Consider the following 26543-nt stretch of genomic DNA (forward strand, 5'->3'; position numbering starts at 1 on the left):
ACACCATGCGCACGCCCCCCGCACCGAATGTAAACCCTGCCAGCGGGGACACGGCCCGGGGCCTTGGCTTCGCGCTCGGTGCCTATGTCCTGTGGGGCTTTCTGCCGCTGTACCTGAAGGCTGTCAGCCACGTGCCCGCCGCCGAAATTGTCGCGCACAGGATCATCTGGGCGGTGCCGATTGCAGGTGCGCTGCTGATATTCCTTGGCCGCACCCGCGACATCCGCACTGCACTGCGCAGTCCGCGTACGCTGGCGATGGGCTGTGTCACCGCTGCGCTGATCACCATCAACTGGGGCATCTACGTCTGGGCCATTGCAGCAGACCGCGCGCTGGATGCGGCATTGGGCTATTACATCAACCCGCTGTTCAGCGTGGCACTGGGCGCTTTGTTGCTGGGCGAAAAGCTGGACAAGCTGCAACTGGCTGCGGTGGCGCTGGCGCTGTGCGCTGTTGTCGTGCTGGCGACCACGCTGGGGGCGGTGCCGTGGGCGGCCATCGGCCTTACGGTCACCTGGGGCTTTTACGCTTTGGCCAAGAAACAACTGCCCATCGGTCCGAACCAGGGGTTCCTGCTGGAAGTGTTGATCCTGCTGCTGCCTGCATCGGCCTATGTCGGCTATCTGACGGCCACCGGCCAGGGGCATTTCATGGCAGGCAACAGCAACGATACGTGGCTGCTGTTGGGCTGCGGCCTGGTCACGGCGGTGCCGCTGATTCTCTATGCCAACGGGGCAAAGGGGTTGCGCCTGACCACCATCGGCGTGTTGCAGTACATCGCGCCGACGATGATCTTTCTGGTGGCGGTCTTTGTCTTCAAGGAACCCTTCGGCCAGGCGCGGATGATTGCCTTTCCGATGATCTGGGGCGCACTTGTGCTGTACACTATCTCGATGGTCCGGCAGATGCGCGGCCGCCGCGCCTAGCTGATCGCCTCGCGAAAGGTGGCAAAGCTGGGGTCCTTGGCGATCCGCGCCATCATCGCCTCGCGCAGCGCGCCGACCGTTTTGTACGGGCGCATGACCACTTCGAACTCCTGGATCAACCCGGCATCGTTCAGCGTGATCAGGTCGACGCCCACCGCATCCAGCCCATCGACCTTGCACTGGAACTCCAGCATCCAGTCGCGCCCTTCGCCCAAGGTGCGGCGATAGGAGAAATCGGTGAAAACCGCATTCACATGCCCGATCACCGCCGCCACCGCCGCGCGCCCGGTCCATGTCTTCCAATAGGTCGGCGGCATGAACCGGATGTCTTCGGCGAACAGCGGCAGAATCGCGTCGTCGTTCTTTGCCAGAACCGCATCGTGGAAAGCTTGGACAGTTGCGTGCATTTGGGGGGCCTTTCATCATGGGTTGAAACCACAGCCTACATCTGGAAAGCAGCGGCATGGAAACTGTTTATGCGCCCCCGACCGATCCGCTGGTCTTTTTGCACGACGATGCCGACATTGTCGTCGTCGACAAACCTGCGGGCCTGCTCAGCGTGCCGGGACGGGGCGACCATCTGGCCGATTGCCTGATCACCCGCGTCCAGGCCGTGTTTCCAACCGCGCTGGTGGTGCATCGGCTGGACCGTGACACCAGCGGGGTCATGATCTTTGCCCTGTCGCCCCACGCGCAACGCAACCTGTCGACACAGTTCGCCGAGCGGAAAACGCAAAAGGCCTATGTGGCGCTGGTGCAGGGCGAACCCGAAGAAGACAAAGGCACCATCGACCTGCCGGTGATTGTGGACTGGCCGAACCGCCCGCTGCAAAAGGTCTGTCACGAGACCGGCAAGCCCGCCGTGACCGACTGGCGCCTGGTCAAACGGCACGGTGACAGCGCGCGGATGCGGCTTGTACCGCACACGGGCCGCACCCATCAGTTGCGCGTGCATATGCTGGCGTTGGGGCATCCGATTCTGGGCGATCCGTTTTATGCACACGGGGCCGCCGCCGATTACCCGCGCATGATGCTGCACGCCGAGGAACTGCGCGTGAAGCACCCCGAGAGCGGAAAATCGATCCGCTTTCGCGCCAAGGCGCCGTTTTAGGCGGTTGTGCCGACGCTGATCCAGCGCGCGGGCAGAATGTCGGGGTTGGACATGGACGTATCGGCAAACCACCTTGAGGGACCTGCCACGATGCTGTCTGGCGTCTCGCCCAACCATGCCGCCCACCAGCTGAAGGAAGAATTGGCGATGATGTTGTGCTGGCACAGGGACATCAGGCGCAGGTCTTCGTAGTCGGCGTCGGGGCCGTTAGAATCCACCACAACCTTGTCGAAAGGCAGCGGCAGGTTGGCCTTGGCCCAGTCGGGATCGTCCGAGAACACATAAACGGTGGGGTCTCCATCCATACGTATGCGAATGGCAGCAAGCGCCGCGTCGTAATACGACTGATCGCACAGCGCCATGGTGTTGACCTGAACATAGTCCCCACGCCGCACGTGCAATGCCACCGACGGCCCACTGGCGATGCGCGCGGCCATTTCCGCGTTCTGCGCCGACATCGGCGTGCGAAAGACAAAGGCGCTGCGCAGCGTGTCGGCGATGTCGGCAAAATACTGCTCCGACTGCCAGTAGCCATGCAAATAGCTGTCATCGGCCCAATGTGCGAAGTCCGGATTATACCCCAGCCCCTTCTCACGTCGGATGCGCGGCCGCTTTCCCAACCCGCGCCACGCCGCATAGGCAAGCGGCTGCTGGTGTTTCGCAGGGGGCAACGGTGCCTCGCCCAGATCGGGCAGGTCGAACACCCGCAACAACGTGCCATCTCCCTTATGCAGCGCCGTGCGATCGTCCAGCACCACGCGCGTGCCCAGCCGCTCGGCCAGCGCACGGGCTGCGGCATATTGGAACATCTGGTTGCCCAAACGACCGTGCAATCTGGAAAAAATCATGACGCTGCCTTGGTTAGCGGTTATCTGTCAGGATTGAATACGCGCTTTCGTGGCATCGAACCATATCAAAGGGGCACACATGAGCATCAAGAGCGAACTGATCAAACTGTGGAACATCGCCACCAGCCCATCGTACCGCGCGGCGCGTGCGCCTTATCGGGCATTTCGCAAGGCACATGGCGGGACCACGCCGGTGCAGTTTTCACGGGTCCAGCCGGGGGATGTGGTGTTGGATATCGGTGGGTATGTCGGTGACTGGTCGGATCAGATGACGACCCGATATGGTGTCGTCTCTCATGTGTTCGAACCGCACCCCAGCTTTGCCAACGCGATGGCGGAACGGTTTGCAGGCAATGAAAACGTCCTTGTGCATGCCTATGCCATTGGCAGTGAGGATGGCGTGCTGGAGCTGTCCGATCAGGCCAACGCGTCTTCTGCCCTGATCCGAGAGGGCCCGACCGTGACCGGTATGGTCAAGGCGTTTGGTCCCGTTGTCGAAGGACTGGGGCTGTCTGATGTCGCGGTGGTCAAGATGAACATCGAAGGCGGCGAATATGATCTGTTGCCTGCGATGATCGACAGCGGGTTCATGCAACATGTCGATACGTTGATGGTGCAGTTTCACAAATACGGCCCCGACGATGTGGCGCGGCGCGATGCAATCCGCGCGGGGCTGTCGCGCACGCATGTGTGCGAATGGGCCTATCCCTTCGTTTGGGAACAGTGGGCCAGAAAAACACCGGAAATGACCTGACAGAAATGACAAAGGGCGAAGGAAATCCTTCGCCCTTGTCTGTTGCGTTGTCGTAAGTCCGCGCTTATTCGGCAGCCCAGCCAGAGACTGCCTTGACCTCGAGGAAGTCCTCGATGCCCCAGACGCCGCCTTCGCGGCCATTGCCCGACTGCTTCATGCCGCCAAAGGGTGAACCTGCCGCGCGGCTGGTGCCGTTCATCTCGACCATGCCCGACCGCAACTGTTTCGCCAGACGGTTGGCGCGTGCGCCGTCCTGTGTCTGGACATAGTTGGTCAGACCGTAAACCGTGTCGTTGGCAATCTCGACCGCCTCTTCTTCGGTGTCGAAGGGGATGATCGACAGCACGGGGCCAAAGATTTCCTCGCGCGCGATGGTCATGTCGGGGTTCACGTCGGCAAAGACGGTCGGTTTGACATAAAAGCCGCGGTTCATCCCTTCGGGACGGCCCGTGCCACCGGCGATCAGGCGGGCGCCTTCGTCGATGCCCTTCTGGATCAGGTCCTGGATCTTGTTCCACTGCACTTCGTTCACCACGGGACCGATGTGCTTGCCCTCTTCCGAGGCGGGACCGACTGTGACCTGATTGGCCACGGCTGCGGCTTCTTCGACGGCGCGGTCGTACACGCCGCGCTGAACCAGCATACGGCTGGGCGCGTTGCACGACTGGCCGGTGTTGTTCATCATGTGAAGAACACCGCGTTTCACGGCCTTGTCGTCGGCATCGTCAAAGATCAGGTTGGCGCCTTTGCCACCCAGCTCCAGATGCACACGTTTCAGCGTATCGGCGGCGTTTTTCGAAATCAGCGTGCCCGCGCGGGTCGAGCCGGTAAAGCTGACCATATCCACGTCCTTGTGCCCGGTCAGAGTGTTGCCGACACCGGCACCGTCGCCGTTGACCAGGTTGAACACACCGGCGGGGAACCCTGCCTCGTCCATCAACTCGGCAAAGATCATCGCGTTCAGCGGGCTTTCCTCGGACGGTTTCAGGACCATGGTGCAGCCTGCGATGGCCGCAGCACCCACCTTCAGCGTGACCTGGTTCATCGGCCAGTTCCACGGCGTGATCAGCGCCGCAACGCCAACCGCTTCATAGATGATGCGGTCGTTCGGCGCGTGATCGCCCAGCGGGCGAACAAAGTCGAACTTTTTCGCCGCAGCGATAAAGTTGGACAGGTGCCACGTACCGGCCCCCACTTGCGAGGCTTTCGACATGGAAATGGGCGCGCCCATTTCGGTGCTCATGGCGGCGGCCAGATCGTCGGCGCGGGCCTTGTAAACCTCGACCAGCTTTTCGACCAGCGCGATACGCTCTTCTGCAGGCGTGGCCATCCAGCCCGGCAATGCGGCCTTGGCTGCGGCAACGGCCGCGTCGACATCGGCCTTGCCACCCAGTGAAATTACGGCGCATGGCTCTTCGGTCGACGGGTCGATGACGTTGTGGTCCTTGCCCTCGATCGGAGCAACCCATTTGCCATTGATGTAAAAGTCGCGTTTCTCCAGCATGATAATGCCTCCATTGCGGATCATGATTTGCGCGCACTGTGTCACCGGACCAAATGACACGCAAGTCAGGGGATGCAAGGCAAGCAAAGCCACACTACATTGTGCAATAGAATTCAAACTAGGAGGACCATTCATGTCCCTGCGCATCAACGACACCATTCCCGACCTGACCGTCGAAACCGACCAGGGCAGCTTTGGCCTGCACGACTGGATCGGCGACAGCTGGGCTATCCTGTTTTCGCACCCCAAGGATTTCACGCCCGTCTGCACCACCGAATTCGGTGCGGTTGCGCAGCTGTCCGATGAATGGGCCAAGCGCGGCACAAAGGTGATCGGCGTCAGCGTCGACGGTGTGGAAGACCACAAGAAGTGGAAGGGCGACATCGAATCCTCGTCGGGCGCCAAGGCCGGTTTCCCGATCATCGCTGACAGTGGTCTGGAGGTTTCCAAAGCCTTCGACATGCTGCCCGCCGAGGCCTATCTGCCCGACGGTCGCACCCCCAATGACAGCGCGACGGTGCGGTCGGTGTTCATCATCGGCCCCGACAAAAAGCTGAAGCTGTCGATGACCTATCCCATGACCGTGGGCCGCAACTTTGCCGAAGTGCTGCGCGCGCTGGACGCCTTGCAAACATCGACCGGCCACGGCGTTGCGACACCTGCGAACTGGAACGTCGGCGATGACGTGATCATTCCCGCGACCGTGTCCAACGAAGACGCCAAGGCCAAGTTCGGTGATTTCGAAACCGTCCTGCCCTACCTGCGCAAGGCACCGCTGCCCAAGTAAGCTTAGGTTTGCGGTTGCGCGGCCACCGCGCGCCGATACCGCCAGCGATTGATCTCCCGCATCAGCTTGCCGCTGGTGCGGGTTTTCTTTTGGATTGTCGATCCGCCCAGGTCCGCCGTCAGTTCCCGCACCCCGTTGGGCAGAATGGTATGGACACGCTGGCCATGAACCCAATGCATTTGCAAAAACGTGTCTACGGGCCGGTCCAGCACATCGGTCACCGCCAGCAACCGCACCGCGGCGTTGCGCCCCACCACCTGAAACACGGTCTGAAGGCCGATGACGCGCGGCAGCATCAGCGTGCAGGGACCATCGCTGGCCTCCACCTTTGCTGCTGTCTCGCGGTCCTTGGCCGGTATGCGAATAAAGCTGTCCGCAGTGGCGTGACCGGCAATCAGCGCCTGCACATGCGGCCAATGTGATGTATCCAGCGCCAGGTCATCCTCGGCGATCAGCGCATACTCCCAGTCTTCGTCCACAATCCGCTGCCAGCAGGCGCGATGCGACAGGAAACAGCCAACTTCACCCGCGCCGATGGGAAAAGGATAGTGCGGCTGGTGAATGTCGCCGTTTGCCGGTGTCACGCCCGCATCTGCACCGCGCACGGCTTCGATCACCTGGGCGTCGGGTAGGGTTTGCAACAACACCTCGACGTTGGCGCGGCGCCGTGTGGCGCTGGACATATGGACGATCAGCGAATGCATCGCCGCATGGCTAGCGTGTCTGACCGCCCCACACCAGTGGTCACAGCGGAAGTTCGGTTGTCGATTTCAACTCCTTGAGCACGAATGACGATTGCACCTCGCGCACAAAGGGGCTGCGCAGAAGTGTGTTCGTCATGAAATGCTCATAGGCTTCCACGTCCGCCACCCGCACCTTCATCTGGTAGTCCGCCGCCCCCGAGGTGGCCAGGCATTCAACCACTTCGGGATGGCCTGCGATCAGCGTGGCAAAGCCGGACACCGTTGTTTCAGCGTGATCGCGCAGCGTGATGGCCGCCAGAACCGTCAGCTTGCAGCCCACATGCGCTGGGGACAGCAAGGCAACGCGACCCACTATGGTTCCGGATGCCTCAAGGTCCTGAATTTTGCGCCAGACCGTGCTTTGCGCCATCCCGCAGCGCTCGGCAATTTGTGCCAGGGATTGGCTGCAATCGCGTTGAAGTTCTCGCAGCAACGTCTTTTCGGAAGAGGAATATTTCAAAAATCGCCCCTTTCTTGGATCATGATGCTTATACAAAGCGTGGTGTTCAAAAGCCAAGCCCTAACTGTGCGGCAACGAACGGAACTGCCATTGAACGCGGACGTTGGAGTGATGAGATATATCAAATGACATTCCAAACATATGGAGACTTCCGACATGGCTGATGTTCCGGCACACGCCCCGCTGTTCAAAGAATTGAAGCTGGGCGGCACCACTGCGCCCAATCGCATCGTGATGGCCCCGCTGACGCGTGCGCGATCCACGCCAGGCGAAAACGTCCAGACTGATCTGCACGCGGTCTATTACAGCCAGCGCGCCGGTGCGGGGCTTGTGATCACCGAGGCGACCAACATCAGCCGTCAGGGGCAGGGTTATGCCTGGACGCCGGGCATTTTCAGCGATGCGCAGGTCGACGGCTGGAAGCCGGTCACTGACGCGGTGCACGCGGCGGGCGGGCGCATCTTCTGCCAGCTGTGGCATGTGGGCGCGATCAGCCACAACGTCTTTCACGACGGTGCGGCCCCCGTGTCGTCCAGCGTCTGGACCCCAAAGGGCGAGGCCTTTGTCGGTGACCTGCACCCCGATGGCCCGACCGTGCCGCACCCCGAAGCCCGCGCGCTGTCGCTGGACGAAATCGCTGGCGTGATCGAGGACTACCGCCATGCGGCCAAATGCGCCGACAAGGCGGGTTTTGATGGTGTCGAATTCCATGGGGCCAACGGCTATCTGATTGACCAGTTCCTGCGGTCATCGGTCAACGCGCGCGACGACCAATACGGCGGCTCTGTCGAAAACCGCGTGCGCCTTCTGGTCGAAGGTGTCGACGCGGTGATTGACGCACTGGGCGCGGACCGCGTGGGCGTGCGCCTGTCCCCTGCAGGCGGCGCAGGCGGGTCCAAGGATGAAAACCCGATGGAAACCTATGTCGCCGCCGCCAAAGCGTTGTCGGGCAAGGGTCTGGCGTATTTGCACGTTGTCCGCTCGGGCGAGCCGGAGAACACCAAGGTCGTGGATGCCATGCGCAAGGCCTTTGATGGTTCGTTCATCGTCAATGGTGGCTTTACCCCCGAAGAGGCGGCGCAGTGGATCGACGAGGGGCGCGCGGACGCGGTGGCCTTTGGCAAGTTGTACATCGCCAACCCCGACCTGGCCAAACGCATCGCCATGGACGGCCCCTATAACGATCCGAACCCGGATACGTTTTACGGTGGCGGGGCAAAGGGTTACACCGACTATCCGATCATGGACGGCACGGCCCAAGCGGCCGAATAATCCCTTTGGCAGATTAAAAAAGGCCCCGGTAGCGATACCGGGGCCTTTTCCAATTCAGAAAAACAGAAGCGCCTTATTCGGCGTCTTCTTCTTTCTTGATTTCTTCGCCGGTTTCCTGATCGACGACTTTCATCGACAGGCGCACCTTGCCACGGTCGTCAAAGCCCAACAGCTTCACCTTGACCTCTTGGCCTTCTTTCAGCACATCCGACGGATGGTTCAGACGGCGGTTTTCGATCTGGCTGACGTGAACCAGGCCATCGCGCTTGCCAAAGAAGTTCACGAAGGCGCCGAAATCGACGATCTTCACGACAGTACCGGTGTAAACGGCACCTTCTTCCGGCTCGGCCACGATCGACCAGATCATGTCATAGGCTTTCTTGATCGCTTCGCCGTTGGGCGACGCAATCTTGATGATGCCGTCGTCGTTGATGTCGACCTTGGCGCCCGACACTTCAACGATTTCACGGATCACTTTACCGCCCGAACCGATGACTTCGCGGATTTTGTCCGTCGGAACCTGCATGGTTTCGATGCGCGGTGCGTGCACCGAGAAGTCGGCCGCGCCGGTCAGGGCTTTGCCCATTTCGCCCAGGATGTGCAGACGACCCGCTTTGGCCTGTGCCAGAGCTTTTTCCATGATCTCGGGCGTGATGCCTGCGATCTTGATGTCCATTTGCAGCGAGGTGATCCCGTTTTCGGTCCCGGCCACTTTGAAATCCATGTCGCCCAGGTGATCTTCGTCACCCAGAATGTCCGACAGGATCGCGTAGGACCCGTCTTCTTCCAGGATCAGACCCATCGCAACACCGGCCACAGCCGCTTTCAACGGAACGCCTGCGTCCATCATCGACAGCGAACCGCCGCAGACAGAGGCCATCGAGCTGGAGCCGTTCGATTCAGTGATCTCGGACACAACGCGGATGGTGTAGGGGAAGTCGGTGGATGCGGGCAGAACAGCCTGCAACGCACGCCATGCCAGCTTACCGTGGCCAATCTCACGACGGCCCGGACCTGCAACACGGCCCACTTCACCAACCGAATAGGGAGGGAAGTTGTAATGCAGCAGGAAGTTGGATTTGAAGTTGCCATGCAGCGCATCGATGAACTGTTCATCATCGCCGGTGCCCAGCGTGGTCACAACCAGACCCTGCGTTTCACCACGTGTGAACAGTGCCGAACCGTGGGTCCGCGGCAAAAAGCCGGTTTCGCACACGATGTCGCGGATCTCGTCGGTTTTACGGCCGTCGATACGCTTGCCGGTTTTCACAACGTCACCGCGCAGGATCGACGCTTCCAGTTTTTTCAGAGCGGACCCAAGGTTCTCGTCTTCTTTTTGCTCGTCCGTCAGCGCGGCCATGATGGTCTCGCGGGCGGCGGCAACAGCCGTTGTACGCTCTTGCTTGTCGCTGATCGCGAACGCTGCGCGCATTTCGGATTCGCCGGCCGCTTTGACAGCAGCGGACAGCTCCGAATAATCGGCAGGTTGGAAATCGAACGGCTCTTTCGCGGCGCTTTCGGCCAACTCGATGATCAGGTCGATCACCGGCTGGATCTGCTCGTGTGCGAATTTCACCGCACCCAGCATTTCGGCTTCCGACAACTCGTAAGCTTCGGATTCAACCATCATCACGGCGTCTTTGGTGCCGGCAACAACCAGATCCAGACGTTGATCGGGGTTCAGGCGCAGGTCCTGCATGTCGTCGACTGTGGGGTTCAGGACGTAATCGCCACCCTCAAAGCCCACGCGGCACCCGGCGATCGGGCCCATGAAAGGCGCACCCGAAATGGTCAGCGCGGCGCTGGCGGCGATCATCGCAACCATGTCCGGGTCGTTGACCAGGTCGTGCGACAGAACGGTACACATCACCAGAACTTCGTTCTTGAAGCCGGGGACGAACAGCGGGCGGATCGGACGGTCGATCAAACGCGCGGTCAGGGTTTCTTTCTCGGTGGGGCGGGCCTCACGTTTGAAAAAGCCGCCGGGCACTTTGCCCGCAGCATAGTATTTCTCTTGGTAGTGGACGGTCAGCGGGAAAAAGTCCTGACCGGGTTTTTGTTTCTTGGCGAAAGTTACGTTTGCCATAACCGAAGTTTCGCCCAGCGTGGCGATCACGGACCCGTCCGCCTGACGGGCCACTTTTCCGGTTTCCAGTGTCAGCGTCTCTTCGCCCCACTGCATTGATTTGGTCGTTACGTTAAACATCTACGTTCCTCAGGTTGGCCACATCGGCCATTTGCTTAGGGGCCGTATTGCCCCTGACTCCGGTATCTTCTTTTCGGGCGCTGGAGTCCGGGCGCCGATCTCAGATTGGCGGGGCATACAGTGTTTTGCCCTATATGGAAAGCCTTTGCTGCTATGGCGAAACGTCGCCTCGGGCGCGCCAAAACGAAACAACCGCGCCCCGGGATTGCAGGGCGCGGTTGCGGTGTTCGGCACGCGGGCGGCAGTGACACCGCCCGCGTGGCAGCTGTGTTTAGTTGAACTTGGCAATCGCGCCCGATTTCAGGCGGCTTGCGTAAGAGTTCAGTTCCTTGCGCACGATCCGCATCAGGAAATACAGCGCAAAGATGTTGACCACCGCCATGGCAAAGATCGCCGCGTCCGAGAAGTCGATGACAGGGCCCAGGCTGGCCGCCGCACCGATCACGATGAACACGCAGAAGATCAGCTTGAAGGTCAGCTCGGATGTCTTGCCTTCGCCAAACAGGTAGGTCCACGCCTTCAGCCCGTAATAGGACCACGAGATCATGGTAGAGAAGGCGAACAGGATCACCGCGACCGCCAGCACATAGGGGAACCAGCTGATGCCCGACGCAAAGGCCGCCGATGTCAGTGCCACGCCGGTGTTGCCGTCAACGGTGGCAATGGCGGTGCCCGCTTCGTTCAGGACGAACCGGCCGGTATCGGGGTCAACGATCAACTGTTGCGAGATGGTGATCACCAGCGCGGTCATCGTGCAGATCACAACGGTGTCGATCAGCGGTTCCAGCAGGGATACAAACCCTTCGGTGATCGGCTCCTTGGTACGCACAGCCGAGTGGGCGATGGCCGCCGAACCGACGCCCGCCTCGTTCGAGAAAGCCGCCCGTTTAAAGCCCTGGATCAGCGCACCGACCAGACCGCCGGCAACGCCCAGCCCGCTGAACGCGCCTTCGAAGATCTGGCCAAAGGCCCAGCCGATCTTGTCATAGTTCACCACCAGGATAACCAGCGCCGCACCGACATAGAGGATGCCCATGAACGGCACGATCTTTTCGGTGACATTGGCGATGGATTTGATCCCGCCCACGATCACGGCAAACACGATGGCCGCAAAGATGATGCCGGTGATCCACCCCGGATAATCGCCGACAATCCCCGCAATCTGCGCATGAGCCTGGTTGGCCTGGAACATGTTGCCCCCGCCAAACGCACCCAGGATGCAGAAGATCGAGAACAGAACTGCAAGGAACTTGCCGCCCGGCAGGCCGAGTTCGCTAAACCCCTTGGAGATATAATACATCGGGCCGCCCGATACGGTGCCATCGGGATATTCGTTGCGGTATTTCACGCCCAGCGTACATTCGGTGAACTTGGACGCCATGCCCAGAAGACCCGCAAGGATCATCCAGAACGTGGCCCCCGGCCCGCCGATGCCGACGGCCACGGCCACACCTGCGATATTGCCCAGGCCGACCGTGCCCGACAGCGCCGTGGCCAGTGCCTGAAAGTGGCTGACCTCGCCCGCGTCATTGGGGTCGGAATAGTCACCTTTGACCAGTGCAATGGCATGGCTGAAGAACCGGAACTGCACAAAGCCGAAATACAGGGTGAAAACCGTTGCGGCCACCACCAGCCACATGACGATCCACGGAAAGCTGGTGCCGGGGAAGGGGGCAAAGATCAGGTTGACGAAAGGACCGGTAAAGGCCGCAAAGGCTTCGTTCACCCGCGCGTCCAGGCTGCCCGCTTCCTGCGCCAGCGCCGGAGCCGCCGAGGCCGAAAAGGCCGCAAGGGTCAGGGCTGTTTTTTGCATGATATTCATGTTGGCTCTCCTCAGTTCACAACCGTCACGGGCACGTTTGCACCCATGACCAGATTGGCGGTGGAGCTGCCGAAGATGCGCTTGCTCAACCCGGTTTCGGTGGACCGTCCGACAATGATCTGCGACGCGTTTTGCTTCGCGGCAATCGAATCCAACGAGTCGGCGACATTGCCATGGCGCACCATGCCCTGGGCTTTGATGCCCGCGGCTTCGAGGCGGGCAAGTGCAGGTGTCACCACCCGCTCCATCGCCGTCGAGATTTCCTCTTCGCGGCGCTTGTGACGTTCGGCGTTCTCCTCGGGTGTCTGGAAAGAATAGGGCGACCATTCGATCACATAGACAACCAGCAGCTCTGCCGTTCCGATTAACTTGGCAAGGTTTTCAGCAAAGGACAAAGCACGGTCACCCGAGCTTTGTCCGTCCAGCCCGATCAACAATTTCGTCGTCATAAGGGCATCCTTCTGTCGGTGGTCCGGGCGCTTTTGCGGTTCGGAAGGGACCAGCCCACGAAGGTGGGACCGAGTTCGCGCCAGGGTTGTTGTTTTTGGGCCCCTTGACCGGCAATGATACCCCTAGATTGCAAGACAAAGGGACCAAAACCGACCCGGATGGCAGGCGAACGACCCAAAACTGGTCGTTTTTGCGAGAAATCTGGACAGTTTGTCGCGGGGGTGCTGAAATTGTTCGATGGGTTGAAACCGCAAAGGTCGAACGCAAAACGCCCGCCGGTAAGGGCGGGCGTCCTGATCCGGCGCGGCAGAATGCCTGCGTCAGGATGGTAACAAATACTTAGCGGCGGATGCCCAAGCGTTTGATCAGGTCCAGATAGCGCGCTTCATCTTTGCCTTTCAGGTAGTCCAGCAGCTTGCGGCGCAGGGCAACCATCTTCAGCAGGCCACGACGACCGTGGTTGTCTTTTTTGTGGGTCTTGAAGTGCTCTGTCAGGGTAGAGATGCGGCTTGTCAGGATGGCAACCTGCACTTCGGGCGAACCTGTGTCGCCTTCAGCAGTTGCGAATTCTTTCATGACGCGTTGCTTTTCTTCAGCAGTAATCGACATCGGGGTCTCCTTTTCAAAAGGTTAAGGTGATGGCGCAAGCCGGGATGTCGTCCAGCAGGGCCCATGGAGAGTGTCGCACCAGCCACAAAGAGCGGGCGCGATGGGGGCGTATAGGGGGATTCTGTCACGAAGGCAAAGATTTATTCGCACGCCCGCATTGGCGGGTCTACAGGCCGGCAATCCCGCTGGTCTGCGCCGCGCTCAGCGGGATCAGGGCGATGTCGCCCAGTGTCAGCGTCGCGCCGCCTGTGATATCGGCCACGGTGATGCCATCCATCAGCACGTGAACGATGTCGGCATCGGTGGCGTCCGGTTGCAGGGTGATGACCGGTTCCGGCCCCGCATCGCTGTCGTTCCAGACCAGTACGATGCTGTCGTCGGTGGCGTCGAAATCCACGATCTCGACCGATTTTTCCGCCTCGATCCAGTCGCCCATGACAATCGTATCGGCACCGTCACCTGCGGTCACCACATCTTCGGACCCAGCCACGATCACATCATCGCCGCCGCCGCCGTTCAGAAAATCCTTGTCGTCGCCATCCTTGATTTCGCCAGTGTCCGCGTCGTGGTTCAAACCGATCACCACGTCGTCGCCCCACCCGCCAAACAGCGTGTCCGCGCCCGCGCCGCCATCCAGCGTGTCGTCGTCCAACCCGCCGTGCAGCGCGTCGTTCCCGTCATCCCCCATCAGCAGGTCATCGCCCTGTGACCCTTGCAACATGTCATTGCCATCATCACCCGACAGCGTGTCGTCGCCGTTGTGGCCATACAGCGTATCGTCATCCGATCCGCCATGCACCAGATCGCGCCCGTCGCCGCCATGCAACGTGTCGTCGCCCGCGTCACCGTCCAGCGTGTCGTCCCCGTCCATGCCGTAAATGTCGTCGTCGCCGCTGCCGCCATGAATGGTGTCGTCGCCGTCATAGCCGCCGATCTGATCGTCGCTTTCGGTGCCGGTCATGGTTTCGGTGGTGTCCACACCGATCAGGATCGAGGCATCAGAGCTGCCGACCTCCGGTTCAGCCGGGCCGGTTGCGGTCACGTCGATGTCATCGCCAATGCGCGGCGCCTCTTGGGTCATCGACTCCAGCGGGTCAGCATCGGCGTCGGTGCCGTCCTCACTCGCAGACATATCCACGAAGCTGACCGCGCCGACGGCCATCAAACCCATGAATCCCGCCAACCACAGCATGCGCGACCCAACTCTCTACAGATTACTCCATAGGAATAAGGCCATAGGTCGCCCGAATTTTCAAAGCCATTCCAATGCTATGGTTAATCCCGGGCTAACATCGGGTCCGCCGGATGCCATGGCTCGGGCGTCTGGGTGTAGGGCAGGTACAGCGGATGGCGCGGGTGGCCGGCCTTGGACAGGCCCAGATGAAACAGCGGCTGGCCTGTCTGTGCCAACAACCGCGCCACCTGCGGGCCACGGTCCAGATGCGCCCCGTGCGTGCCCCAAGCGGCAATCACCACATCGGCCCATTCCGCGGCCTGCACAATGGCCGCGTCGTTCTGCGGCCCGATCGGATCGGCAGCCGCACGCATCTTGCGCGGGTCGGTGTCGCGCCAGGCAAAGATATTCGTCACGCAAAACGCGCCATAGCCCAAGGCCCGCGCCCGCCGCTCGCAGCGTTCCACCGTGGGGTCGTTCTGTACCTCGGTCGCAGTCGACGGGTTCAGCATGACAAATGTCACCTGTGCCGCATTGCTGTCCCAGACCCGTGTCAGGCTGTAACGATAGCGTTCGCAATCCGAATAGATCGCTGTCGAAGGGGCATCGCCCTTGGTGTGTGTGCGTGTGATCATACCGCCGTTATGCGGGGCCACGGGGGCCAAGGTCAATCAACCGGCCTTATTCTCTGGTTCAGACATTCCCGGCCCGAGGCTCCAACCCCAAGCAGCCCGCGCGGTCAGTGGTTAAAGACGCGCGCCGGGTGCACTTCGCCCGCCTTGTACCGGCCCACAGCCACGGCCTTGCCCTCGAAGGACACCCAGACCTCGTCGCCGTATTCCACGTCCGACGGCAACACCATGCCGGGGTTCCCGTTGCGCAGGCGCACCGCGCCCTCGGCGGTGGCTTTCAGTTCCGGCAGATCAGCCAGCCCTTCCTCGACCGGGCGCAGATGCGCGTCCAGCGCGGGGTCACCCGCCATCGCCTCGACCTGTTCCAGCGTCAGCCCGCCGGCGGCATCAAACGGCCCCGACCAGATCCGGCGCAGCTCGCGCACGTGGGCAAAACAGCCCAGCGCCGCGCCCAGATCGCGCGCGATCGACCGGACATAGCCGCCTTTGCCACAGGTCATTTCCAGCGTCACGTGATCCGCATCGGGGCGGCCCACCATCAGCAACTCTTCGACCCACAGGGGCCGCGCCGCGATCTCCATTTCCTCGCCGTCACGGGCGCGCTTGTACGCGCGCTGCCCGTCGATCTTGACCGCCGAGAACTGTGGCGGCACTTGCATGATGTCGCCCACGAACGCGCCCAGCGCGTCCTTGATCTGGTCGTCGGTCGGGCGCATGTCCGATTGCGCAATCACTTCGCCCTCGGCGTCATCGGTGTTGGTGGCCTGCCCCAGCCGTACGGTGAACGTATACGCCTTGAGCGCGTCGGTGATATAGGGGACCGTCTTTGTGGCCTCACCCAGCGCAATCGCCAGCACGCCGGTGGCGTCGGGGTCCAGCGTGCCCGCGTGGCCCGCCTTCTTGGCGTTCATCGCCCAGCGCACCTTGTTCACCACGGTCGTCGAGGTGGGGCCAGCAGGCTTGTCGATGACCAGCCAGCCGGAAATGTCGCGTCCTTTGGATCTGCGGCCCATGGTGCCCCCTTGGTCTGTCGTGTCGGATCAACGTGAAAATCAGAGCGTGCGGCCTAGCCGAGCGCGTCTGTGCTGTCAATTGATGCGCCTTACGGTGCCTTGCGCGCCACGGTTCCGATGATCGGCCCCAAACGGCGACCCGGATCGTGCCGTCCCAGGTCCGGCGCATACAGCCGCGAGATATTGCCGTCGAAATACAGCGCCTGCGGCAGTTTCAGCGCGTCACGGAAAAAGCTGCCGAACTCGTGGAAGGTGACAAAGGCGTTCGAGATCACAAAGTAGGCCTTTCGACCATCCGCCGTCGTGCCCACCCCGTTGCGCACATAGCGCGAGGTGCTGTCGACCAGAAAGCGCGGGTGCAGTTCGCCGTCGATCACCAGCATGGGACCGGACTGCGTGGCCCCGGTGCAGCGCGGTTTCTCGCGCTCGAACCGCAGCGTTTCGATCACATCGGCCCGACCTTTGCGCAGACACAGCACACCGTTGGGCAACAGGCCAAAGTTGCCCGGCCCGGCGGATGTCACCAGGCCCATCTCTTGCTTGCCATCCTCAAGGAACAGACCCACCGGCGCGCGGTCTTCGTGGTACATGCCCGCGTTCATGGCAAAGCCCAGGGTTTTGCCCGTCGCACCCAGCGCCTGGTTGATCGCGTTAAAGCTGCCGTAGATCTTGCCGTTGTCGTCGCGCAGGAACAGTTTCAGCGTTTCGCGCGTCAGATCGACGGTGCACACGGTATAGGACGTGCCCAGATAGCGACGGTTCTCACAGTCCGCAGCCCAGACCGGCCCGCAGGTCAGCCAGACCAGCACGCCAATCAACAGCGCGCGCATCAGTTTTCGGTGTCCCGGCGCACTGCGTCCTGGTTCAGCATCCGACGGGTGTCGTCCATCTGGTCAAAGGTCTGATCCAGCTGGAACCGCAGGTCGGGCGCAAATTTTAACGCCAGCTTCTTGCCCACGACATGCCGCAGCTCGCCCTTGTTGCGGGCCAGCAATTTCAACACCTCGTCCTTACCGTCTCCGCCCAAAGGCAGCACATAGGCCGTGGCGATTCGCAGGTCGGGCGATGTGCGCACCTCGCCCACCGTGATCGACATGCGGTTCAGATCGGGGTCGTGCACGTCACCGCGTGCCAGCACCTCGGACAAGGTGCGGCGGATCAATTCACCAACCCGAAGTTGACGCTGGGACGGACCGGCTCCGTCATGGGACTTGTTCTTTGCCATACTCCCCATCTAGGACAGCCCAGACGCTTTGCCAAGCGGCACCGCACAGGCTAGACCTGCGACAAACCGCTTATTCAGGAAAGACACCCATGGACGACACTATTGGAATTGCCGTGACCGGAGCCTCTGGGCGCATGGGACAGATGCTGATCCGCACCATTGCCGAGACCAAGGGCGTGCACCTGTCCGCCGCGATCGAACGCAAGGGTCACGACTGGGTCGGGCAGGACGCAGGGCAGGCCATGGGCGGTGCGGCCAACGGTGTGGTTGTGACAGATGACGCCGCACAGGCGATTGCATCGGCGGATGTGGTGATTGATTTCACCGCCCCCGAAGCGACGCTGGCGTTTTCAGCGCTTTGCGCCGACGCAGGCGTGGCCCATGTGATCGGCACCACGGGCATGACCGACGCGCAGATTGCTGAACTGCAACCCGCATCGCAAAGCTGCGCCATCGTGCGCGCGGGCAACATGAGCCTTGGGGTCAACCTGCTGGTGCAGTTGACCAAACGTGTGGCCGCCGCGCTGGACGAGGATTTCGACATCGAAGTGATCGAGGCACACCACCATCACAAGGTCGACGCACCCTCCGGCACCGCGCTGATGCTGGGCGAGGCCGCAGCCGAAGGTCGTGGCGTGGCATTGAATGACGTACGCGACAGCGGGCGCGACGGCATCACCGGAGCACGCAAACGCGGTGACATCGGCTTTAGCGCGATTCGCGGCGGTGATATCGTGGGCGAACATGACGTTATGTTTGCAGGGCCCGGTGAACGCATCGTGCTGCGCCACATGGCGACCGACCGCGTTTTGTTTGCACGTGGCGCGATCCGCGCCGCAAAATGGACGCAGGGCAAAGCACCGGGCGCCTATGACATGATGGACGTGCTTGGCCTGAACGACTGAGGCGATCGTTCAAAAAAATTCTCGGTTGAGTGAACCAAAGCGCGGCTGCGTCCGTATGTCTTTGTGTATCTCAGTTCAGCCGAGAATTTAATCATGTCCTATAAGCTTGGTATTTGTACAACTCTCGCCGCCCTGACCCTTGCCCTGCCGGTGCAGGCCGAGCAGGATATCGTGACTTCGCAGGCGGACTTTATAAAGCTCGTGAACGGCAAGACGCTGACCCGCCCGCTGGTCCAGCTTCAGGTGAGCCCCGATGGCAGCATCACCGGCAAAGGTGCGGCCTGGGATGTGACGGGGACGTGGAAATGGCAGGGCAACTACTTTTGCCGCGACCTCTATTGGGGCGGTGACGCACTGGGGTACAATTGCCAGGAGGTCCGCGTCGAACCCGGTCGCATCCGTTTCACTTCGGACAAGGGACAAGGCGACAGCGCGGCGTTTCGCCTGAACTAGGGTCCAGACCCTAGAGCCGTGTCGCGACGATAAACCGGTTAAAGCTCTTGCCGTGTGTCTCGGCCACCTCGATCTCAAATCCCGCTTGCGCGATGATTTGCTCCAGATGGGCCGCGCTGAATTTGCCCACATAGGGTGCCTTGCCCAGACGTTGCATCACCCAGATCAGCGGGGGCAGGAACACACTGCCATCACGCAAACAGGCGGATTTGCTGATGAACCGTCCGCCGGGCCGCAACAGCGAGTGGATACTGCGCAGCATTTGCGGCAGGTCGGGCACCAGATGCAGCAGGTTGAACGCCAGCACGACGTCAAAGGGGGCTTCGCCCGCCAGCGCCGCATCGCCGGGGATGCCAGTGGCAAATCGCAGGTTGTCGGGCGCGGGCTTTTCTTGGGCCACCGCGATCATGCCCTCGGCGATATCCGTGGCCAGCAGGCTTTTCACGTCTCCCGCCAGTTTCAGCGCCGTGGTGCCCGTACCACAGCCGATTTCCAGTGCCTTGGCATCGGGTGGCAGAAACGCACGGGTGCGTGCAAGCGTGTGTTCATAGGTCGCCGTATCCTTGATCGGCGACTTTGCGTATTTCGGTGCGGCTTTGGTCCAAAAGGCGGCGGCGCTGGGCATCGGGTGTCTCTCTGTATCGGATGGCATTGTTCTAGAGAGGGGTCGCTTAAAAAGAAATTGCCTGAATCTGTACTTCGACTATGCATAAATGCATGGATAAGAACATCGACTGGACACAGGCACGCGGATTTCTGGCGACGGCGGAACATGGGTCGCTGTCAGCAGGGGCGCGGGCGCTGGGGCTGACGCAGCCGACCCTGGGGCGGCAGGTCGCGGCGCTTGAGGCGGCGCTGGGCGTGGTGTTGTTCGAGCGGGTTGGCCGGTCGCTGGTGCTGACCCCTGCGGGGCAGGAGATGCTGGCCCACGTGCGCAGGATGGGCGCGGCGGCGGATGCGCTGGCCATGGCTGCAGCGGGGCGTTCCGACAATCTTGAAGGGCGGGTCAGTATCACCGCAAGCGATGCGATGTCCGCCTATTGGCTGCCCGCCGTTCTGGCCGACCTGCGCAAGACCGCGCCCGGCATCATCGTCGACGTGATCGCCAGCAACGCGGTGCGCGACCTGCAGCGCCGCGAGGCGGACATCGCCATTCGTCACGTGGCCCCGAAAGAGCCCGAGCTGATCGCCCGCAAGCTGCCAGACGTGCCGGCATATCTGTACGCATCTGCGGATTATCTGTACAAGAACGGCACCCCGCAAACGCTGGCCGATTTCCAGCAACTGGATTTCATCGGCTTTGATGCGGACGCATCAGGTGTCGATGTGCTGAACCGGCACGGCCTGCCGGTCACCCAGGCGATGATACGGGCGACCTCATCCAGCGGTGTCGCGGTTTGGGAAATGGTGCGTCAGGGTTTGGGTGTGACGGTCATGGTCGAAACTGTCGCCCGCAACACGCCGGAAGTGGTTCGGATCATGCCGCAGATCGCGCCGGTGATGGTGTCCACTTGGCTGACCGTCCACCGCGAGGTCCACACCAATCGCCGGATCAGGCTGGTCTACGACCTGCTGGCCGCAGCGCTGGAGGCGGATGTTCGGCAGATGTGACCGGACAAGACGGATTTGCGGAACCCGATCAGCAGGCCGCCCTGCCTGTCATTGACTTGTGGCCAACCGCTTGGCTGCAAATTCGGCAACACCTTCGGCAGTCCCGTCTGTGAACGCGGCAACAGTGACGGGGTCACTGACGTCAGGAAAATGATAGACCGCATTCACGCAGAACGGTCCGCCACCAGAGTGTCCGACAGCCTTGCCCGCCCGTTTCATTGCGCCAGACATCAGGCCAAGCGCATATCCGCATTCTGTCCATGGGCGGTCAGGAAGAGCGCCGCCTAGATATTTCGCATCCAACATGTCGTGCATGGTCGCGGGCTGTAGCAGACGGCCCGCCATAAGTGCGTGCAGCAGCCGCGCGGCGTCGGGGGCGTTTCCGATCAGACAGCCGTGGTAGACCCACCTTGGATCGTATCCGGTCGCCGACTGCCAATGCACCCGCTGAAACTGTTCGCGTGTTTCTGCCAGCTTGATACTGGTCAGGCCCAATGGCTTGCACACCATATCGGCAATGACCTCACGAAACGGCATTTCCAAGGTCGCTTCGATCAACTCGACCACGAACATGTAGCCGATGTTGGAATAGGACCAGCCCTGCGCAGGCGCGAACAACATGCCATTCGCAAGCGCCACATCAAGTAGCTTCTCGCGAGTCCACGGCGTTTCCTCCGCTGCGACGGCCGCATGATATGCGGGAAATTGCCCATAGTCCGGCAGGCCCGCAGTATGCCCAAGCAACTGGCGCAGCGTGTAGGGCGCGCCTTTCAGCGTAGTGTCCAGATCAAGCCTGCCGCTTTCGACCAGCTTCAAGGCGCAGATCGCGATGACGGTTTTGGTAAAGCTCCAATAGGGAAAGCAAGCCTCAACAGAACCACAGGAACCTTCGCGGCCAGAGGCGGTGATCCAATAGGAATGAATGGTTTGAGCGGTCATTTCCCAAGTGCCTGACATTGTCTCGGCGGTGTCAGCGTGACGTCAAAGCCGACAGTCGCCGCGCTTTGCACTCAGAAATCTATCGCCAGACCCTTCTTCTCCCAATCGCCGTAGCGCACAGGCTCCAGCCCGTTGATGCGCCCGCCGTGTTCGGTGGGCAGGTCCAGCGGTGCGGCAGCCTTGCGGCGTTCCTCGGCCTCGGCCAATGCGCGCTGGGCGGCGGGGGGCAAATCGGGGGCGGGGTCGGAATTCAGATCATCAGTCATCGTATGGGTGCTTTCCCTGTCTCACCCCTTGATATACGCCCGTTGGGGAACAGAACAACCCGCGAGGGCGCGATATGGCAGACAACAGCACACATGAGGCGGGCAAACCGCAATCCGGTATTCCCGCACGGCGCAGTGCCATCTGGCTGCTGGACCAGATTCAGGACGATGGCCGCCTGATGGCCGAACTGATCGGCGCGGGACAGTTGGACCGGCTGGACGCCCCCGACCGCGCGCGGGCGCAGCGGCTGGCCACGGACACGTTGCGCGGGCTGGAACGGGCCGACCGCGTGCTGAAGAAACACCTGAACAAGGTCCCGCCGCTGACCGTGCTGAACGCGCTGCGGCTGGGCACGGTCGAGCTGTGCAACGGCGGCGCGGCACATGGGGTGGTGAACGATCTGGTGCAGATCATCAGCCGCCACAAACGCTATGGCCACCTCAAGGGGCTGGTGAACGCGGTGCTGCGCAAGGTGGCCGACACAGGCCCCGAACAGTGGGCCGCCCTGCGCGTGCCGCGCCTGCCGAAATGGCTGCGTGGTCCGTTGGCCGAGGCCTGGGGCAATGAGGCGATGCTGGCGATAGAGGCCGCGCATTTTGCGGGTGCGCCGCTGGATCTGAGCGTGAAGGGCGACGCCGAGGCTGTTGCGAAAGCGGTTGGTGGCACGGTGCTTCCGACCGGATCGGTGCGCGTGGCGGATGCAGGCCAGGTGTCGGCGCTGGCGGGCTTCGAGGCGGGCGACTGGTGGGTCCAGGACGCTGCCGCCGCCATCCCCGCGCGGTTGTTGCAAGCCCAGGCCGGCACACGTGTTCTGGACCTGTGCGCGGCACCGGGCGGCAAGACGCTGCAACTGGCCGCGGCGGGGGCAGAGGTGACCGCCGTGGACATCTCGGAAAGCCGTCTGGGCCGCTTGCGCGAAAACCTGACGCGCACGGGGCTGACGGCTACGGTACAGGCCGGTGATGTGCTGGAGCTGCAAGGCAGCTGGCCTGCGATCCTGCTGGATGCGCCCTGTTCCGCCACGGGCACGATCCGGCGGCACCCTGACCTGCCCTATGCCAAGGACGGCAGCGAATTCGGCGGCCTGATCGACCTTCAGGCACAGATGATCGACCACGCTTGGGGGCTGCTCGATGCGGGCGGGCGGATGGTCTATTGCACATGCAGCCTGTTGCCGGACGAGGGCGAGGTGCAGATCATCGAGGCGCTGGAACGGCACGGTGATATGGCCGTGGACCGCGCGGCACTGGACGTGGCGGGCATCGACACGGGCTGGATTACCGAAGAAGGCGGATTGCGCTTGCGGCCCGACCACTGGGCCGACATCGGCGGCATGGACGGATTTTACATCGCGGTGCTGCGCAAAGAGCGGTGACTCGGGGCTTCTTACGGGTTATCATCCAAGCCAAGCGCCATAAGAGCGCACCGCCACAGTGCACGAGGCAGCGAGACAGACCCCATGACGGGATATACCCATGTCTGAACCCTTGGGGTTCACCGCGCGAAAGACGCGTTTTCTCAACCGGTTGCATGCCCGGTTGGCAACGCGTGCGCGGGCGGCAACGGCTTTTGTCTCTTCTCCCGAACCCAAGACCATCGGCAGCTATGCGCGCGGGCGGCAATTGTCAGCGGGCAATTACCTGTTTGCAGGACACCTGATCGCGGCCCCCGATGTGGGGTTGTGGGATCTGATCGTGCCCGATGCGGCCTTTGCCGATGAATTGCACGGCTTTGCATGGCTGGACGATCTGGCCGCCGTTGGTGACATCGCCACACGCGAGGCCGCACAGCGGTGGCTGTGGGGCTGGATCGACCGGTTCGGCCGCGGATCGGGCGCGGGCTGGACGCCGGACCTGACAGGGCGGCGGCTGATCCGGTGGATCAACCACGCGCTGTTCGTATTGCGCGGACAGGAAAAGGCGCAAAGCGATGTGTTTTACCGTTCCTTGGCCCAGCAAACGCGGTTCCTGGCGAAACGCTGGCATTCCGCGGCCCCCGGCCTGCCGCGGTTCGAGGCGCTGACCGGTTTGATCTATGCGGGCCTGTCGCTGGAGGGGATGGAGGTGTTGGCCGAACCTGCGATCAAGGCATTGGCGCGGGAATGTCAGAGCCAGATCGACGACCAGGGCGGCCTGCCCACCCGCAACCCCGAAGAATTGCTGGACGTGTTCACCTTGCTGACCTGGGCCGCCGCCACGCTGAGCGAGGCAGGACGCGAAGCCCCTGACGCCCATCTGGACGCCATCGAACGTATCGCACCCACCCTGCGCACCCTGCGCCATGCCGACGGCGCACTGGCGCGGTTTCACGGCGGCGGGCGCGGGCAGGAGGGCTGGCTGGATCATGCGCTGGCCGCAAGCGGGATCAAGACGCGGCAACCGGACGGGCTGTCGATGGGCTATGCGCGGCTGAGCGCGGGGCGCACCAGCGTGATCGTGGATGCCAGCCCGCCCGCCAGTGGCAAGGCCAGCCGCAACGCCCATGCCTCGACCCTGGCCTTTGAGCTGACCTCGGGGCGGCGTCCGCTGATCGTGAACTGTGGTCCCGGCGGGTCGTTTGGTGCGGAATGGCGGCGGGCGGGGCGGGCGACGCCGTCGCACAGCACGCTGGTGCTGGACGGCTATTCCAGCGCACGGCTGGGCGATGCCGACAGCTCGGGTGCCACGGAGATGCTGGTGGATACGCCGCAATCGGTGCCCATCGAGATGAGCCAGGTCAACGACGGCATCCGCTTTCAGGGCGGGCACGACGGTTTCGTCAGCACCCACGGGCTGACCCATGCGCGCACGCTCGAGCTGACCTTTGACGGGCGCGGCATGGCGGGCGAGGATATGCTGTTGGCGTTGGAAGACACCGACAAGCGCCGTTTCGACCGCGTTCTGGACGCAGGAAAGCTGCAAGGCCTGCCTTTCGCGATCCGGTTTCACCTGCACCCCGAGGTCGATGCGACTCTCGATCTGGGCGGCGCGGCCATCTCGATGGCGCTGAAAAGCGGTGAAATCTGGGTTTTTCGCCATGACGGCAATTATGAATTGCGTTTGGACCCAAGCGTTTACCTAGAAAAAGGCCGATTAAAGCCACGTGCGACACAACAGATTGTTCTCATGGGGCGCGCAATGCAGTATGCCACGCGCATTCGCTGGTCCTTGTCCAAGGCGCAGGAGACTGCCATTGGCATCAGGGACCTGTCCCGAGATGAACTTGATATGGCCGACTAGGCCGCAAAAAGGCTGCTGATTACCATGACCACCGACCTCTATCCCGTGCGCCGCGCGCTGATTTCCGTATCTGACAAGACCGGCCTTGTGCCCTTTGGTCAGGCTTTGGCCGCGCGGGGGGTTGAGTTGCTGAGCACCGGCGGCACGGCTGCGGCATTGCGGGCGGCGGGTCTGACGGTCAAGGATGTGGCGGATGTGACCGGTTACCCTGAGATGATGGACGGGCGGGTCAAGACGCTGCACCCCGTGGTGCACGGCGGCCTGCTGGCCCTGCGTGACAATGCCGACCACCGCGCGGCGATGGACGAACACGGGATCGGTGCGATTGATCTGGTGGTGGTCAACCTCTACCCGTTCGAGGAAACCGTAGCCAAGGGCGCGGCCTATGACGAGGTGATCGAGAACATCGACATCGGCGGCCCTGCGATGATCCGGTCGGCGGCCAAGAACCACGGGTTCGTCAACATCGTGGTCGACGTCGAAGATTACGATGTTGTGCTGGCCGAGTTGGAGGCCAACGACGGAAAGACCACCTATGCCCTGCGGCAGCGTCTGGCGCAGACGGCTTACGGGCGCACTGCGGCCTATGACACCGCCGTCAGCACATGGATGGCGGCGCAGGTCGATGGCACGCCCCGCCGCCGCAGCTTTGCGGGCACTTTGGCCCAGGGTCTGCGCTATGGCGAAAACCCGCATCAGGGTGCGGCGTTCTACACAGATGGCAGCGCGCGTCCCGGCGTCGCCACCGCCAAGCAGCATCAGGGCAAGGAACTGTCCTATAACAACATCAACGACACCGACGCGGCGTTCGAGCTGGTCAGCGAGTTTGATCCGGCCCAAGGCCCCGCCTGCGCCATCATCAAGCACGCCAACCCTTGCGGCGTGTCGCGTGGGGCCACGTTGAAAGAGGCCTACAGCCGTGCGTTCGACTGTGACCGCACCAGCGCGTTTGGCGGCATCATCGCCCTGAACCAGCCGCTGGACGCCGACACGGCGCGCGAGATCACCGGTATCTTTACCGAAGTTGTGATCGCGCCCGGTGCCAGCGCCGAGGCCATGGAAATTTTCAGCCAGAAGAAAAACCTGCGTTTGCTGACGACGGACGGTCTGGCACCCGCTGACGCCGCCGCATTGGCCGTGCGTCAGGTGGCGGGCGGATTTCTGGTACAGGACAAGGACATTGGCCGGATCACGCGTGAAGACCTGAAAGTGGTAACCAAACGCGCCCCCTCCGAGCAGGAACTGAACGACCTGCTGTTTGCCTGGACCGTTGCGAAACACGTGAAATCCAACGCCATCATCTATGTCAAGGATGGCGCGACCGTGGGCGTCGGCGCAGGTCAGATGAGCCGCGTGGACAGCACGCGCATCGCGGCACGCAAGGCACAGGACATGGCCGAGGCGCTGGGCCTGTCGGCACCGCTGACCCAAGGATCGGTCGTGGCATCCGACGCGTTTTTCCCCTTTGCCGACGGCCTGATCACCGCCGCCGAGGCGGGCGCCACGGCGATCATCCAGCCCGGTGGCTCGATGCGCGATGACGAGGTGATCGCCGCGGCGGACGAGGCCGGTCTGGCGATGGTGCTGACCGGCATGCGTCACTTCCGGCACTGA

The 26543-nt window shown here is 62.1% G+C and carries 28 protein-coding genes; 11 read left to right on the forward strand and 17 right to left on the reverse strand.

Going from position 1 to position 26543, the window contains the following annotated elements:
• Positions 1 to 5: 5 nt before the first annotated feature.
• Positions 6 to 926, forward strand: coding sequence for an EamA family transporter RarD (gene rarD / locus BUC08_RS14080; RefSeq protein ID WP_037923181.1), 921 nt, complete (start codon positions 6 to 8; stop codon positions 924 to 926).
• On the opposite strand, the gene BUC08_RS14085 is transcribed toward rarD, so the two are convergent.
• Positions 923 to 1333: a nuclear transport factor 2 family protein gene (locus BUC08_RS14085; protein WP_037923183.1), complete on the reverse strand. Its 411-nt coding sequence runs from the start codon at positions 1331 to 1333 to the stop codon at positions 923 to 925. The two genes, rarD and BUC08_RS14085, sit on opposite strands and share 4 nt — an antisense overlap.
• 56 nt (positions 1334 to 1389) lie before the next feature.
• Here BUC08_RS14085 and BUC08_RS14090 point away from each other — a divergent pair, with 56 nt between their 5' ends.
• Entirely contained in the window at positions 1390 to 2037 is a 648-nt protein-coding gene (locus BUC08_RS14090; RefSeq protein WP_037923184.1) for an RluA family pseudouridine synthase, read from the forward strand.
• Here the strand turns inward: BUC08_RS14090 and BUC08_RS14095 are convergent.
• Positions 2034 to 2885, reverse strand: a complete 852-nt coding sequence (locus BUC08_RS14095; protein ID WP_037923185.1) for an alpha-1,2-fucosyltransferase — start codon at positions 2883 to 2885, stop codon at positions 2034 to 2036. The genes BUC08_RS14090 and BUC08_RS14095 overlap by 4 nt on opposite strands.
• A gap of 79 nt (positions 2886 to 2964) precedes the next feature.
• On the opposite strand from BUC08_RS14095, the gene BUC08_RS14100 reads away from it, so the two are divergent.
• Positions 2965 to 3639, forward strand: a complete 675-nt coding sequence (locus BUC08_RS14100) for an FkbM family methyltransferase (protein ID WP_051694020.1) — start codon at positions 2965 to 2967, stop codon at positions 3637 to 3639.
• Positions 3640 to 3703: 64 nt separating this feature from the next.
• Here BUC08_RS14100 and BUC08_RS14105 read toward each other — a convergent pair whose 3' ends face one another.
• The gene (locus BUC08_RS14105) at positions 3704 to 5143 is read right to left on the reverse strand and encodes an aldehyde dehydrogenase family protein (RefSeq protein WP_037923505.1); all 1440 of its coding nucleotides are present in this window, start codon (positions 5141 to 5143) and stop codon (positions 3704 to 3706) included.
• 133 nt (positions 5144 to 5276) lie between these two features.
• On the opposite strand from BUC08_RS14105, the gene BUC08_RS14110 reads away from it, so the two are divergent.
• Positions 5277 to 5930, forward strand: a complete 654-nt coding sequence (locus BUC08_RS14110; RefSeq protein WP_037923186.1) for a peroxiredoxin — start codon at positions 5277 to 5279, stop codon at positions 5928 to 5930.
• Positions 5931 to 5932: 2 nt separating this feature from the next.
• Here BUC08_RS14110 and BUC08_RS14115 read toward each other — a convergent pair whose 3' ends face one another.
• The gene (locus tag BUC08_RS14115; protein WP_037923188.1) at positions 5933 to 6634 is read right to left on the reverse strand and encodes a glycosyltransferase family 25 protein; all 702 of its coding nucleotides are present in this window, start codon (positions 6632 to 6634) and stop codon (positions 5933 to 5935) included.
• 40 nt (positions 6635 to 6674) lie between these two features.
• Entirely contained in the window at positions 6675 to 7133 is a 459-nt protein-coding gene (locus tag BUC08_RS14120) for an Lrp/AsnC family transcriptional regulator (protein ID WP_037923190.1), read from the reverse strand.
• Positions 7134 to 7289: 156 nt separating this feature from the next.
• Here BUC08_RS14120 and BUC08_RS14125 point away from each other — a divergent pair, with 156 nt between their 5' ends.
• Positions 7290 to 8405: an alkene reductase gene (locus BUC08_RS14125; protein WP_051694055.1), complete on the forward strand. Its 1116-nt coding sequence runs from the start codon at positions 7290 to 7292 to the stop codon at positions 8403 to 8405.
• Between the two features lie 73 nt (positions 8406 to 8478).
• On the opposite strand, the gene pnp is transcribed toward BUC08_RS14125, so the two are convergent.
• From pnp to rbfA, 9 genes are all read right to left on the reverse strand, one after another.
• Positions 8479 to 10611, reverse strand: a complete 2133-nt coding sequence (gene pnp, locus BUC08_RS14130; protein ID WP_037923196.1) for a polyribonucleotide nucleotidyltransferase — start codon at positions 10609 to 10611, stop codon at positions 8479 to 8481.
• Between the two features lie 271 nt (positions 10612 to 10882).
• The gene (locus tag BUC08_RS14135) at positions 10883 to 12433 is read right to left on the reverse strand and encodes an alanine/glycine:cation symporter family protein (protein WP_037923197.1); all 1551 of its coding nucleotides are present in this window, start codon (positions 12431 to 12433) and stop codon (positions 10883 to 10885) included.
• Between the two features lie 11 nt (positions 12434 to 12444).
• A complete protein-coding gene (locus tag BUC08_RS14140) occupies positions 12445 to 12882 on the reverse strand; it encodes a universal stress protein (RefSeq protein ID WP_037923198.1) in 438 nt (145 codons plus the stop codon).
• 340 nt (positions 12883 to 13222) lie between these two features.
• Entirely contained in the window at positions 13223 to 13492 is a 270-nt protein-coding gene (rpsO, locus tag BUC08_RS14145; protein WP_028955328.1) for a 30S ribosomal protein S15, read from the reverse strand.
• A 166-nt stretch (positions 13493 to 13658) separates the two neighbouring features.
• Positions 13659 to 14663 (reverse strand): calcium-binding protein, encoded by a 1005-nt coding sequence (locus tag BUC08_RS14150; RefSeq protein WP_224769705.1) that lies wholly within the window; start codon positions 14661 to 14663, stop codon positions 13659 to 13661.
• Positions 14664 to 14767: 104 nt separating this feature from the next.
• The gene (locus BUC08_RS14155) at positions 14768 to 15301 is read right to left on the reverse strand and encodes a DUF1643 domain-containing protein (RefSeq protein WP_037923507.1); all 534 of its coding nucleotides are present in this window, start codon (positions 15299 to 15301) and stop codon (positions 14768 to 14770) included.
• Positions 15302 to 15405: 104 nt separating this feature from the next.
• Positions 15406 to 16311 (reverse strand): tRNA pseudouridine(55) synthase TruB, encoded by a 906-nt coding sequence (gene truB, locus BUC08_RS14160; protein ID WP_037923202.1) that lies wholly within the window; start codon positions 16309 to 16311, stop codon positions 15406 to 15408.
• A gap of 89 nt (positions 16312 to 16400) precedes the next feature.
• Entirely contained in the window at positions 16401 to 17141 is a 741-nt protein-coding gene (locus BUC08_RS14165; protein WP_051694022.1) for a phosphodiester glycosidase family protein, read from the reverse strand.
• Positions 17141 to 17536: a 30S ribosome-binding factor RbfA gene (rbfA, locus tag BUC08_RS14170; RefSeq protein ID WP_037923204.1), complete on the reverse strand. Its 396-nt coding sequence runs from the start codon at positions 17534 to 17536 to the stop codon at positions 17141 to 17143. Before rbfA ends, BUC08_RS14165 begins: the two co-directional genes overlap by 1 nt.
• A gap of 89 nt (positions 17537 to 17625) precedes the next feature.
• Here rbfA and dapB point away from each other — a divergent pair, with 89 nt between their 5' ends.
• A complete protein-coding gene (gene dapB / locus BUC08_RS14175) occupies positions 17626 to 18441 on the forward strand; it encodes a 4-hydroxy-tetrahydrodipicolinate reductase (protein WP_037923206.1) in 816 nt (271 codons plus the stop codon).
• A gap of 93 nt (positions 18442 to 18534) precedes the next feature.
• Positions 18535 to 18894: a hypothetical protein gene (locus tag BUC08_RS14180; RefSeq protein ID WP_037923207.1), complete on the forward strand. Its 360-nt coding sequence runs from the start codon at positions 18535 to 18537 to the stop codon at positions 18892 to 18894.
• Between the two features lie 10 nt (positions 18895 to 18904).
• Here the strand turns inward: BUC08_RS14180 and BUC08_RS14185 are convergent, their stop codons facing one another.
• Entirely contained in the window at positions 18905 to 19519 is a 615-nt protein-coding gene (locus tag BUC08_RS14185) for a class I SAM-dependent methyltransferase (protein ID WP_037923208.1), read from the reverse strand.
• A gap of 92 nt (positions 19520 to 19611) precedes the next feature.
• On the opposite strand from BUC08_RS14185, the gene BUC08_RS14190 reads away from it, so the two are divergent.
• The gene (locus tag BUC08_RS14190; protein WP_037923511.1) at positions 19612 to 20505 is read left to right on the forward strand and encodes a LysR family transcriptional regulator; all 894 of its coding nucleotides are present in this window, start codon (positions 19612 to 19614) and stop codon (positions 20503 to 20505) included.
• Between the two features lie 48 nt (positions 20506 to 20553).
• On the opposite strand, the gene BUC08_RS14195 is transcribed toward BUC08_RS14190, so the two are convergent.
• Entirely contained in the window at positions 20554 to 21444 is an 891-nt protein-coding gene (locus BUC08_RS14195) for a serine hydrolase domain-containing protein (RefSeq protein ID WP_037923209.1), read from the reverse strand.
• A 71-nt stretch (positions 21445 to 21515) separates the two neighbouring features.
• Positions 21516 to 21710 (reverse strand): DUF1674 domain-containing protein, encoded by a 195-nt coding sequence (locus tag BUC08_RS14200; RefSeq protein ID WP_037923210.1) that lies wholly within the window; start codon positions 21708 to 21710, stop codon positions 21516 to 21518.
• A gap of 74 nt (positions 21711 to 21784) precedes the next feature.
• Here BUC08_RS14200 and BUC08_RS14205 point away from each other — a divergent pair, with 74 nt between their 5' ends.
• The 3 genes from BUC08_RS14205 (at position 21785) to purH (ending at position 26543) form a co-directional block, all read left to right on the forward strand.
• Positions 21785 to 23086 (forward strand): RsmB/NOP family class I SAM-dependent RNA methyltransferase, encoded by a 1302-nt coding sequence (locus BUC08_RS14205; RefSeq protein ID WP_051694024.1) that lies wholly within the window; start codon positions 21785 to 21787, stop codon positions 23084 to 23086.
• A 100-nt stretch (positions 23087 to 23186) separates the two neighbouring features.
• A complete protein-coding gene (locus BUC08_RS14210; protein WP_037923213.1) occupies positions 23187 to 24929 on the forward strand; it encodes a heparinase II/III family protein in 1743 nt (580 codons plus the stop codon).
• A 24-nt stretch (positions 24930 to 24953) separates the two neighbouring features.
• Positions 24954 to 26543 (forward strand): bifunctional phosphoribosylaminoimidazolecarboxamide formyltransferase/IMP cyclohydrolase, encoded by a 1590-nt coding sequence (purH, locus tag BUC08_RS14215; RefSeq protein ID WP_037923217.1) that lies wholly within the window; start codon positions 24954 to 24956, stop codon positions 26541 to 26543.

This window comes from Pseudosulfitobacter pseudonitzschiae (assembly GCF_900129395.1).
Taxonomy (GTDB): domain Bacteria; phylum Pseudomonadota; class Alphaproteobacteria; order Rhodobacterales; family Rhodobacteraceae; genus Pseudosulfitobacter; species Pseudosulfitobacter pseudonitzschiae.

Coding starts and splice junctions, on each gene's coding strand:
- BUC08_RS14135 (WP_037923197.1), bottom strand. CDS start 12,433: ATGAATATCATGCAAAAAACAGCCCTGACCCTTGCGGCCTTTTCGGCC.
- rbfA (WP_037923204.1), bottom strand. CDS start 17,536: ATGGCAAAGAACAAGTCCCATGACGGAGCCGGTCCGTCCCAGCGTCAA.
- BUC08_RS14105 (WP_037923505.1), bottom strand. CDS start 5,143: ATGCTGGAGAAACGCGACTTTTACATCAATGGCAAATGGGTTGCTCCG.
- BUC08_RS14195 (WP_037923209.1), bottom strand. CDS start 21,444: ATGACCGCTCAAACCATTCATTCCTATTGGATCACCGCCTCTGGCCGC.
- BUC08_RS14100 (WP_051694020.1), top strand. CDS start 2,965: ATGAGCATCAAGAGCGAACTGATCAAACTGTGGAACATCGCCACCAGC.
- BUC08_RS14125 (WP_051694055.1), top strand. CDS start 7,290: ATGGCTGATGTTCCGGCACACGCCCCGCTGTTCAAAGAATTGAAGCTG.
- rpsO (WP_028955328.1), bottom strand. CDS start 13,492: ATGTCGATTACTGCTGAAGAAAAGCAACGCGTCATGAAAGAATTCGCA.
- BUC08_RS14140 (WP_037923198.1), bottom strand. CDS start 12,882: ATGACGACGAAATTGTTGATCGGGCTGGACGGACAAAGCTCGGGTGAC.
- BUC08_RS14085 (WP_037923183.1), bottom strand. CDS start 1,333: ATGCACGCAACTGTCCAAGCTTTCCACGATGCGGTTCTGGCAAAGAAC.
- BUC08_RS14165 (WP_051694022.1), bottom strand. CDS start 17,141: ATGCGCGCGCTGTTGATTGGCGTGCTGGTCTGGCTGACCTGCGGGCCG.
- BUC08_RS14090 (WP_037923184.1), top strand. CDS start 1,390: ATGGAAACTGTTTATGCGCCCCCGACCGATCCGCTGGTCTTTTTGCAC.
- pnp (WP_037923196.1), bottom strand. CDS start 10,611: ATGTTTAACGTAACGACCAAATCAATGCAGTGGGGCGAAGAGACGCTG.
- BUC08_RS14115 (WP_037923188.1), bottom strand. CDS start 6,634: ATGCATTCGCTGATCGTCCATATGTCCAGCGCCACACGGCGCCGCGCC.
- BUC08_RS14095 (WP_037923185.1), bottom strand. CDS start 2,885: ATGATTTTTTCCAGATTGCACGGTCGTTTGGGCAACCAGATGTTCCAA.
- BUC08_RS14110 (WP_037923186.1), top strand. CDS start 5,277: ATGTCCCTGCGCATCAACGACACCATTCCCGACCTGACCGTCGAAACC.
- BUC08_RS14210 (WP_037923213.1), top strand. CDS start 23,187: ATGTCTGAACCCTTGGGGTTCACCGCGCGAAAGACGCGTTTTCTCAAC.
- BUC08_RS14200 (WP_037923210.1), bottom strand. CDS start 21,710: ATGACTGATGATCTGAATTCCGACCCCGCCCCCGATTTGCCCCCCGCC.
- BUC08_RS14150 (WP_224769705.1), bottom strand. CDS start 14,663: ATGGGTTTGATGGCCGTCGGCGCGGTCAGCTTCGTGGATATGTCTGCG.
- purH (WP_037923217.1), top strand. CDS start 24,954: ATGACCACCGACCTCTATCCCGTGCGCCGCGCGCTGATTTCCGTATCT.
- BUC08_RS14185 (WP_037923208.1), bottom strand. CDS start 19,519: ATGCCCAGCGCCGCCGCCTTTTGGACCAAAGCCGCACCGAAATACGCA.
- truB (WP_037923202.1), bottom strand. CDS start 16,311: ATGGGCCGCAGATCCAAAGGACGCGACATTTCCGGCTGGCTGGTCATC.
- BUC08_RS14155 (WP_037923507.1), bottom strand. CDS start 15,301: ATGATCACACGCACACACACCAAGGGCGATGCCCCTTCGACAGCGATC.
- BUC08_RS14180 (WP_037923207.1), top strand. CDS start 18,535: ATGTCCTATAAGCTTGGTATTTGTACAACTCTCGCCGCCCTGACCCTT.
- dapB (WP_037923206.1), top strand. CDS start 17,626: ATGGACGACACTATTGGAATTGCCGTGACCGGAGCCTCTGGGCGCATG.
- BUC08_RS14205 (WP_051694024.1), top strand. CDS start 21,785: ATGGCAGACAACAGCACACATGAGGCGGGCAAACCGCAATCCGGTATT.
- BUC08_RS14190 (WP_037923511.1), top strand. CDS start 19,612: ATGGATAAGAACATCGACTGGACACAGGCACGCGGATTTCTGGCGACG.
- rarD (WP_037923181.1), top strand. CDS start 6: ATGCGCACGCCCCCCGCACCGAATGTAAACCCTGCCAGCGGGGACACG.